This is a genomic window from Persicitalea sp. (assembly GCF_041751555.1).
In the GTDB taxonomy this organism is placed as follows: domain Bacteria; phylum Bacteroidota; class Bacteroidia; order Cytophagales; family Spirosomataceae; genus Persicitalea.
In genome coordinates, this window is sequence record NZ_JBGSXF010000338.1 from 1 (window position 1) to 9,020 (window position 9,020).

Annotated in this window: 9 protein-coding genes, 1 tRNA gene and 1 pseudogene; 8 read left to right on the forward strand and 3 right to left on the reverse strand. The window is 52.0% G+C overall.

The annotated features are described in order from the left end of the window. From ACEW8P_RS12090 to ACEW8P_RS12115, 6 genes are all read left to right on the forward strand, one after another. Positions 1 to 544: superoxide dismutase (locus ACEW8P_RS12090; RefSeq protein ID WP_373513338.1), on the forward strand; the 544-nt coding region annotated here is incomplete at its 5' end. A 105-nt stretch (positions 545 to 649) separates the two neighbouring features. After that, positions 650 to 725: transfer RNA gene (locus ACEW8P_RS12095), tRNA-His, on the forward strand. A gap of 82 nt (positions 726 to 807) precedes the next feature. Further along, complete coding sequence (locus tag ACEW8P_RS12100) at positions 808 to 1,566, forward strand: type III pantothenate kinase (RefSeq protein ID WP_373513339.1); 759 nt, start codon at positions 808 to 810, stop codon at positions 1,564 to 1,566. A gap of 154 nt (positions 1,567 to 1,720) precedes the next feature. After that, the gene (locus ACEW8P_RS12105) at positions 1,721 to 2,452 is read left to right on the forward strand and encodes a TIGR04255 family protein (protein WP_373513340.1); all 732 of its coding nucleotides are present in this window, start codon (positions 1,721 to 1,723) and stop codon (positions 2,450 to 2,452) included. Then, a complete protein-coding gene (locus tag ACEW8P_RS12110) occupies positions 2,449 to 2,943 on the forward strand; it encodes a hypothetical protein (protein WP_373513341.1) in 495 nt (164 codons plus the stop codon). Before ACEW8P_RS12105 ends, ACEW8P_RS12110 begins: the two co-directional genes overlap by 4 nt. Before the next feature lie 9 nt (positions 2,944 to 2,952). Next, positions 2,953 to 3,339, forward strand: a complete 387-nt coding sequence (locus ACEW8P_RS12115; protein WP_373513342.1) for a hypothetical protein — start codon at positions 2,953 to 2,955, stop codon at positions 3,337 to 3,339. Positions 3,340 to 3,348: 9 nt separating this feature from the next. On the opposite strand, the gene ACEW8P_RS12120 is transcribed toward ACEW8P_RS12115, so the two are convergent. Then, the gene (locus tag ACEW8P_RS12120) at positions 3,349 to 5,358 is read right to left on the reverse strand and encodes an FG-GAP-like repeat-containing protein (RefSeq protein ID WP_373513343.1); all 2,010 of its coding nucleotides are present in this window, start codon (positions 5,356 to 5,358) and stop codon (positions 3,349 to 3,351) included. Positions 5,359 to 5,527: 169 nt separating this feature from the next. Between ACEW8P_RS12120 and ACEW8P_RS12125 the strand changes: the two genes are divergently transcribed. Further along, a complete protein-coding gene (locus tag ACEW8P_RS12125; protein ID WP_373513344.1) occupies positions 5,528 to 6,817 on the forward strand; it encodes an McrC family protein in 1,290 nt (429 codons plus the stop codon). Positions 6,818 to 6,824: 7 nt separating this feature from the next. On the opposite strand, the gene ACEW8P_RS12130 is transcribed toward ACEW8P_RS12125, so the two are convergent. Further along, on the reverse strand, positions 6,825 to 7,754 hold the full coding sequence (locus tag ACEW8P_RS12130) for a methyltransferase domain-containing protein (protein ID WP_373513345.1): 930 nt from the start codon (positions 7,752 to 7,754) through the stop codon (positions 6,825 to 6,827). Positions 7,755 to 7,948: 194 nt separating this feature from the next. Between ACEW8P_RS12130 and ACEW8P_RS12135 the strand changes: the two genes are divergently transcribed. Next, positions 7,949 to 8,713 (forward strand): glycosyltransferase family 2 protein, encoded by a 765-nt coding sequence (locus ACEW8P_RS12135; protein WP_373513346.1) that lies wholly within the window; start codon positions 7,949 to 7,951, stop codon positions 8,711 to 8,713. Positions 8,714 to 8,779: 66 nt separating this feature from the next. Here ACEW8P_RS12135 and ACEW8P_RS12140 read toward each other — a convergent pair. Beyond that, positions 8,780 to 9,020 (reverse strand): annotated as a pseudogene (locus tag ACEW8P_RS12140) (hypothetical protein); the annotation flags it as partial.

Below are 9,020 nucleotides of genomic sequence, written 5' to 3' on the forward strand. Positions count from 1 at the left end.
GACGATGGAAATTCACCACGATAAGCACCACCAGGGTTATGTAACAAAACTGAATGCCGCTGTGGAAGGCACCGACATGGCGGGCAAAAGCGTGGAAGAACTGTTGGCCAAAGTGAGTACCCTTTCAACGGCGGTTCGCAACAACGGCGGTGGACACTGGAATCACTCTTTCTTCTGGAAAACACTCTCCGCCGATGGTGGGGGTGAACCGACGGGCGAACTGGCCAAGGCCATCGACGCTAAGTTCGGCTCGTTCAGAGATTTTAAGGAAAAATTTAAGGATGCGGCAGGCAGCCGCTTTGGATCGGGCTGGGCCTGGCTCATCAAAACCGACGGTGGAGATTTGGAGGTAGTTTCGACGCCCAACCAAGATAATCCCTTGATGGATGTGGCTGAAAAAAAAGGAACGCCGATTATTGGGCTTGATGTGTGGGAGCACGCCTACTACCTTAAGTACCAGAACAAACGTCCCGAATACATCGACGCTTTCTGGAACATAGTGGATTGGAAAGCTGCCGACACCAATTTTGGAGCTGCCAAATAACAAGGTAGTCTCCTAATGAAACCAAGAGGTCGGCAGCTTGCAAAAAAAACTCTCGGAGAATTTTGCAAGCTGCTGACCTTTTTATAATTTTGCCCTTCCAAAAACGGAGATTGTAGCTCAGTTGGTTAGAGTGCCTGATTGTGGTTCAGGAGGTCGCGGGTTCGAACCCCGTCTTTCTCCCAGTTTTTAAAGACCCCGCTCGTCGGGGTCTTTTTTTGTTTTACGTCTATCTTTGGCTGTTCGCTACCAAACCCTCCCAAGCCATGCTCCTCGCCGTCGATGCCGGAAATACCGATACTGTCTTTGGGCTTTTTGACAAGGAAGACAAACGGTACGTCTGGCGCACCCGCTCGCTGCCGCAGGAATCGACGGCTCACTACGAAGGCTGGCTGAGACTAAATTTCCTGGAAGCCAATGTTCCACTCGATCAGATTCATAAAGTAGTGCTGTGTAGCGTTGTGCCGGATCTAACGGACATTTTACGGACTATGCTCACCGCGCTTTTCGGGAAGGAACCAATCATCGTCGGCCCGGACACCTACCCTGGTTTGGAAATCGCCATCGACCATCCGCACGAGCTCGGGGCCGACCTCATCGCCAACGCCGTGGCAGCTCACGCCCGCTACCCACAAAATTGCGTTATCGTGGACTTCGGCACGGCCCTTACCTTTACTACCGTAGCCGCCTCCGGCCAAATTATGGGCGTAGCCATCCTGCCGGGCTTAAAAACCGCCGTGAAGGCTCTCTTCGCTAACACCGCCCAACTACCCGAAGTACCTTTGCAACTCCCTGATTCGGCCATTGGCAAGAACACCGTCCACGCCATTCAGGCCGGTATTTTGCTCGGCTATGAAGGTTTGGTCAAATCTATGCTCCGCCGCATTCGCGCCGAACTCAACGGCGACTGCATTGCCCTCGCCACGGGCGGACTGTCGTCGATCATCGACACGCTGGAGGGTGAGTTTGTGGAGATCGACCGTGGATTGACGCTGGATGGGCTGCGGCTGATTGGGGCTTTTTGAAGGGGGAAAGGTAGTTCATATCAGCAGATGAGTGATGCTGATTCTTGTCTCGTTTCATCTCAATCAGTAAGAATTTTGCATTTTGTGTAAAAATCGGTGGTAGATACGTTGTAAGTGTAGACTTTTGCAAACTATATTATGTTGCTGCAAATTTATGAAACTCCCCAAAGCTCCGCTCAAAGAGGTTATATTTGAGATATTTTGGGATGTACAGATCACGCCGGAAGGCTTAGCCATAGATTCCGATTTTGAATTTGCATTGGGTCTTTTTGCAAAAAAAATCAAGGCGAGTCATTCCAAAGATAAAAAACTGTATCCCAACGGTGCACCTCTCCAACTTACTGGCAAAGTGACTCATCAATTTTGGCGAGACGAGATGACATGGCCTATTGTACAGTTAGGTCCCGGCGTTATGACCGTTAATGATACGGACATTACCTATGACTGGGAAAATGGATATTTCGACCTTGTCCAAAATTGTTTGGATTATCTATTTGAGAGTTATGAGTATAAAATCAATATCAATCAGTTACAGTTAAAATACATTGATGCGGTAGATTTGGCCTCCGATACAGATTACGTAGGATTTTTGAAGGATCACTTAAGAATCGAATTGAGAAATGATTTCACCTTGCCGGGAAAGGCCGTTGGTGCTCACGTAAATCAAGGATTTCAGTTAGAGGATGGCTCACTGCTTACTTTATTTGCAGGGGACGCTGTTAATCAATCAACGAAGCAGACAGCAGCCGTTTGGACAACAACTGTTTTTAAGACAGGCAATTTCAGTCAGGATGAGATTGTTGAGTGGTTGAGTAGGGCGCATGATATTGCGTCAGCAACTTTTAAAGAAATGGTAAGCCCACAATTTTACAAGACATTCCTATGACAGCTCCTTTTGTGTTAGATAGCTACTCTCTTAATCCAGAGTTGAGTCAATTACGGGATTCAGGTACATCAATTATTTGGAATTTCGAGGCTGAGAAAGCTAAACGTATATTTGCAAATAGCACCGTAGTCAAGGATAGAGTTCGGCCGTTTAGCAGTAATTATTCAAAAATTGCTGACATCGCTAAGTTCAGAGAGTTAACTGACGATTGGGATGAAGAAGGAGCGATCGCTCCACCTGAGAATACGATCGCTTCTGCCGAGGCTCTCGCCAATAACTTAGATTTGACTGGACAGAAGATTTATCATTCTTCACCGGGACCGAACGGAGAAATCCTAATCAGTTTGCGGAATGGTCAGAAGAGTTTGGAACTACTAGTATTTCCAAGTAAAGACCCCAAGATCGTTTCTCTTTCGGACAGAGAAACTCCTACTCAGAAGGTTTTAAATCCTGAGAATTTGAAAGCTAGCCTTTCTTGGCTTTACGCGTAAAAAGTTGAAATGGAAGTAGGGAATCGGCGAGTAGCGTCAGAAGAAAGCCTGTACCGCAGAATATATAAAACGCCTTGGCACAAGTACGTAAATCCCGACAACACTCCTACGACTCTCAATTTCGTACCGAGAGCGAAGGATAATGGCACGCTATCTGCTGATGTGGCTAGTTTGACCACTAAGGAAGTTGCGGTCATGAATATTGATAAATATGCCCTAGCCGAAGTATCCGCTCGAGACGTAGAAGAGGTAGGTTTGTACGCCACCCATGACCCCTGCACCGTAGAGACGCACGGATTCGACAACCCTGCCCATGCTTTGATCCAAGGATTTGAAGAAGATGATTACATCAAGCCAGCTCTTCTGGCCCGAAAGGCTAAGGTAATTTATGGGTAGATTCCTGCTCTACCGCAGCCCCCGCAAATACGCCAGCGACTGCGGCACTTGCGTAAATGCCGCCGCGTTTTCGTCCTCGATGTAGTAGTAGGGTACTTTCGTCTCAATGGCAGCTTCCAGAATCCGGCGGAAATCCTGTTGACCCTTCCCGTGGATACAGTCGTTCTCGAGCGGGGCACCACCCGTATAAAGTCCGGTCAGCTGGCCGTAAGCCATGTCTTTTAAGTGTAACGAAAGAAAACGACCCGGGTAGCGGCGTAGTAGCCGGGCCGGATCCGCGCCGCCGTGCAGCGCCCAGTAGACATCCAACTGAAAATCAGCTACACCAGGCTTCATCCGCTCGGCCATGTAGTCGAATAGAGTACCCTCGGTACCTTTCAGCGGACGAAATTCGTAGCCGTGGGCGTGGTAGTAGAACCGGATACCCGCCGCTTTCAGCTTGGCTCCCGCCTGATTGAACACCGCGATTCCCTTGTCGGCATCTGTCTGGGTAAAGAGACGAAGGTGCGGAATCCAGGCACATCCAATCTGCTTCAAACCAAGTACTTTGGCTTCCCGGATGAGGCCATCCACATCGTCGCTAAACCGCTCAAAGGGAAAGAGAGCACCCGTCGCTTTCAGACCTGCTTTATCAAGTTCCTGTTTGAATTGCTCGGGTGTGAGGCCGTAGTAAGCGGGTACTTCCACTTCCGTGAAGCCCATCTTGCGCACGGCGGCCAAAGTACCCGGTACGTCGTCTTTGAGGCGGTCGCGGAAACTGTACAGTTCAAGGCCAATTTTCTTTTGAGCAATACTCAGATCAATCTTCTTGCCGACGCCGTTTTGCAGCCATACATCCAGACGCGGGGCTTTCCAGGTGTAGGGTTTACCCAAAATGTCCTGGTCACCATCGCCGTCCAGGTCGGCCACGCGGGCTTCGTGGAAATCCCAGCCTTTCTTGAAAAGCTCTTTAGTAAAATTTCCGGCGCCATCGCCGTACAGAATCCACGCTTCGGCGTCGGGGTTATCGGGTTCGGCCTGCTTGCCCCACTTGGCCATTTCGGCCACGAACACATCGAGGTGGCCGTCGTTGTTCAGGTCGGCCACTTCCAGGGTGTGACTGTGAATCAGTTCGCGCCCTATGAGGTCACGGGCTTTCCACTGGGTGGCGTCAGTGGGCATGTCCTTGTCTTCTTCACCCATGTACTCGTAGAACATCAGCCGCCCCGTACCATCGCCGGGCGAGATAAGTACCTGCCGCGTGGGGCCGGGCTTAAACTTGCCCACGGCCACGCGTCCTCCTTCCTCGCCGAGCCGCGTGCGCTGGAACTCTTTGGTTTCGGGCAGGTACTTGAACCAGTAGTTTCCCGCCAGCAGATCGATCCAGCCGTCGCCATCCACGTCGGCAGTGGCGACGCCCTCGGCGTACCAGGATTTCTTCTCCCCGGCCTCTCCTGAAAAAATTGTTTCGAGCGGCCATGGCTCTGCCTTGGGGTCGGTAGGGATGTCAGCCAGGAAAAGAGCCTTGGCCTGTTGGTTCCAGAAGACAAGCTGCGGATTGCCCGTGCGTTTGAAGTCGCCAAAAGCCTGATCGTGGTGTTGGTGCTTGCCACTATCCTTGATTACGTGCCGCTCCCAGGGCTGTCCGGTCATTTTACCGGGGTTTTCCCACCACCACACCATCGGACTCTGCGAGTCACCGCCAAAAACGAGATCCTCGTCGCCATCGCCGTCGATGTCGTAATGCGCACCGCCTGCCTCCACGGTTAGAAATTCGGGATCCAGAACCCATTTGTCCCAGCCCTTGGCCGTGCGGACGTAGCCTACGAGGGCCGGGGCAACCTGACGGAAGCCGATGACAAAGTCATTGACCCCGTCGCCGTTCAAATCCATAATCATGGAGGCGGTTTGCTGTTGGCTTTTGCCGGGAAGTGCGATGGCTCCGCCTTCGGTGCTGAGGTGCTGCCAGGCTGGCGACTGAGCAAAGGCAGGCGTAGCAGATACCAACAGCGCAATGGATATTATTTTTGGAAGATGCATAGAGGTACTGATTTTCTAAAAATGAAGGTCCGATTTAAGACCGTATCCGTAAAAATCTGGATGTATTGAAGTAAGAGCGACCCGGTTTTTTTTTACTGATAAATATTATTTTACTACCATTTTTGGTAAAATAGGGTTGTATTGGTATTGATTCGTCCAAAACCTGACCTTGCTTCATCTCGCCACCGAAAACGCGACTATCACTTACGGGACAAATGCCGACCCGAAGGCCCTCGTTTTGCCGGAAGCAGCGTTCCTGTCTCTGAAAAATTACGCCCTGCGCGACGACGCCGAACCCGTGCTGCGCTATTCCGTGCAGCGGGGGCGGGCAAGTCTGCGGGTAGGGGCCTACGTAGGTTTGTTGCAGGCCTCCGGCTCAATGGGCATCGAGATTTTGCCCAAAATCACGGACGATTTTTCGCCGGAATCCGTCACCGCCGCCCGGCTGGTGTTGCTACGGATGCTGCTGGCAGTTCCCGAGCTGCGGCTCATTCCGGTACCCGAAGTCCGCCTGAGCAAACTGGCCAGTTTTCCGCTGCCCGATGCACTGGCGGCGCTTTTCCTGCAACGAGTCGCCAAACTTCTGCACCGGGGACTCCCGACTGACTACCGACCTGTGGAAACGGAACGTCCTTTTGTCAAGGGGAAATTACGCCTGCAAAGCAGCCCTTTGGCCTTAACGATGCATCCTGAGCGACTACCCGTTGCTTTCGCCGAACGCAGCCGCGACCATGCGCCCAATCGCCTGCTCAAAGCTTGTCTGCATCGGCTCCGCGCCGGGGCCTTCGCCCGATTGGTACGGCAGTACTTATTTTCTTTAGAAGAAATCCCCGCCCCGCGCGACTGGCGGGATGACCTGCGCCTGGCCCGTCAGCAGAACCGGACCTTCCGCGACTACGTCTGGCTGTGGCCCTGGGCCGACTGGCTGCTGGGCGGCGCTGCCCCGGCGGTCGGCGCGGATCGTGACCTGCTGCCCGGCCTGCTTTTTCCAACCCAATTTTTGTTTGAAAACTACGTAGCAAGAAGTTTGAGAAAGTACCTGCCCGCCGAGTATGCCGTCAGCACTCAGGAATCGCCGCACCACCTGCTCTACGATGCGGCAGGCCATGCCGCTCATCGACTACGGCCCGACCTGGTAGTGCGTCGAGGCGAGGACATCTGGGTGCTGGATACAAAATGGAAATTGGTGCAAGGCAACGGCTCGCAAGTGTCCAATCTGGCTCAGAGCGACCTGTACCAACTTTACGCCTACGGCCAGCGATACGCCCAGGATTCAGGAAGCGTCAAACTGGCTTTGATTTATCCTAAAACTGAAGACTTCACCAATGCTCCGCAGCCCTTCTCCTACGAACCGCATCTCCCGCTCCACCTCCTCCCTGCCGATCTATCTCTAAGCCCTGCCAAGATGGTCGAGCAGTTATGGGAAGGTTTGGAAAGCCAATCTTTCTCACCTCATTAACTGTCAACTATTCATTGACACCCGACACGACATACATCATCGCTCCGCCCGCCGAGTGGTACTTGTTGGCGTCGATGTAACGTTCGGTACGTTCGCCCAGGTGGGCGTATTGGCGGACGTAGGTTTCATAGAATTCAAGCGAATCCGGCCCCAGGGCTTTGAAGTAATCGTAATCGCTGAATCCGTCGGATGTCCAGCGGTCGCCGTGTCGCCATTGGCGCATAGTGGCGCGTTGTTCGGGCGTGTCGTAGGGTGGGTACATGGCGATGGCCTTGTCGGAAAGCCGCACGTCAATGTTTTCGAAACCTGCCTGGGCCAGCATTCCCGGAACCAGATCACCGAGGGAGTTGTCACCCTGACCTAGTTTTTTCTTGCCCCGCTCAAAGAGCAGTGCGTATTTGACGTGATCCAGCACTTGCTCGATGGGATCGTCGCTGGAAATTGAATTGCGCGTCAGGCTCTGCACCAGGTTGTTGGGTTCCACGCACAAAATGGTGCCGCCGGGTCGCAGAACTCGCTTCATTTCTGCAATCACCGCCATCGGGTCGGAGACGTGGATCAGCAGCGTCTGGCAGGTGACGAGGTCAAAAGTAGCATCTTCGTAGGGCAGGTTGTCGGCTTCGGCTTTTTTCAATTCAAAAGCCACCTCTTTCTCCGCAAAATAGGCACGTAACTGCGGGCTGCCCTTTGCCCATTTTCGGTCGTTATCCACGCCCGCGACCCGTGTAGGTTCGTCCTCTGGGGCACCCAAATAGTTTACCAGCAGTTTGCTCCAGTGACACTGGCCGCAGCCTACATCCAGCAGACTGTGACATTGGCTCAGTTGCAGCCGTCGGGCCAGTAGTTTCAAGAAACTTTCGTTCCACCAAAAGTCGCGGTAATCGCCGAAAAAATCCTCGGAATGGCCTTTTTTAGCGGAAGAACGAGGTCGTTTCATAGGTCTTTGTAAAATAATGTGAAGAAATGTCGAGACATTTCTCATTCAGTTTGCCAATTGAAGTCCCGAGACTAAACGGGTTCATTGACTCTGGTCAAAGGTAGGAGTAAAGTATCCCATCGGAAAATCTGCTCACCTAGGAATTCCCCGCCGGAATTCCCAAATTTGCCGATTCAAATCCAGCTGTTCACTGCATGAAATTGAGCGTCGTCATCCCGGCCTACAACGAAGAGGAGTCCATCGCGCCCACGCTACGGGCGCTGCACGCTACCTTGAGTAAATACAATGTGCCCCACGAAATTTGTGTGACCAACGACAATTCCAAAGACGGAACGCTGCGGGTGCTGGACGAACTGTCAGTAGAGATACCGGAACTGGTGTATTTTACCAATCTGGGGCCCAACGGCTTCGGCTACGCGGTACGTTACGGGCTGGAACGCTTTACGGGAGATTGCGTGGCGATTTTTATGGCTGATATGTCCGACGATCCCGAGGATTTAGTGAAATATTATTTCAAAATGATGGAAGGAAACTACGACTGCGTGTTTGGCTCGCGCTGGTCGAAGGGCGGTAAGGTGGTGGATTATCCGAAAGTCAAAAAATTCATCAACCGCATCGCCAACCTCATTATACGCGTGCTAATGGGCATAAGCTATAACGACACGACTAATGCATTCAAGCTCTACCGCCGCGAAACTATCGAGGGCATCCGGCCTTTTCTCTCGCCGCACTTCAACCTTACCATCGAGCTACCGCTGAAAGCTATTGTGCGCGGCTACAACTACGCGATTGTCCCCAATAGCTGGACGAACCGCAAATACGGCGAATCAAAGCTGAAAATCAAAGAAATGGGGAGTCGCTACTTCTTCATCCTGATGTACTGTCTGATTGAGAAGTACTTCTCACAGGGCGATTTTATGAAAAAAGCCCAGCGACCTGAAAAGCCTGTAAGTCGGTAAAATTTCGGTCAACGGAAAGTTAGATTTCTGTCATTCTGAGCGGAGCCGAAGAATGCCCCTAAAAAATTAAAAGAATCCCGCCAACCAGTCTTTCAAAAAGTACAGTCGGTACATCGCAAAGCTTACGACGGTTCCAACCGACAGTCCGCTAATCGCCATCCACAAAAAGATTTCCCGCCTTGGCACGCGGAAGGCCACCGCGATGATTGTGCCGCCAATGGGCGTAAAGAGCAGCGGGGTAAGAACGGCGATGCCGATGATACCGAACCGCTTCCAAATACGTACGGCCATGCGGCTGGATTTAGTG

Bases quoted from the DNA above. Each gene is read 5' to 3' on its own strand.
- ACEW8P_RS12100 (WP_373513339.1), top strand. From the start codon at position 808: ATGCTCCTCGCCGTCGATGCCGGAAATACCGATACTGTCTTTGGGCTT.
- ACEW8P_RS12105 (WP_373513340.1), top strand. From the start codon at position 1,721: ATGAAACTCCCCAAAGCTCCGCTCAAAGAGGTTATATTTGAGATATTT.
- ACEW8P_RS12110 (WP_373513341.1), top strand. From the start codon at position 2,449: ATGACAGCTCCTTTTGTGTTAGATAGCTACTCTCTTAATCCAGAGTTG.
- ACEW8P_RS12115 (WP_373513342.1), top strand. From the start codon at position 2,953: ATGGAAGTAGGGAATCGGCGAGTAGCGTCAGAAGAAAGCCTGTACCGC.
- ACEW8P_RS12120 (WP_373513343.1), bottom strand. From the start codon at position 5,358: ATGCATCTTCCAAAAATAATATCCATTGCGCTGTTGGTATCTGCTACG.
- ACEW8P_RS12130 (WP_373513345.1), bottom strand. From the start codon at position 7,754: ATGAAACGACCTCGTTCTTCCGCTAAAAAAGGCCATTCCGAGGATTTT.
- ACEW8P_RS12135 (WP_373513346.1), top strand. From the start codon at position 7,949: ATGAAATTGAGCGTCGTCATCCCGGCCTACAACGAAGAGGAGTCCATC.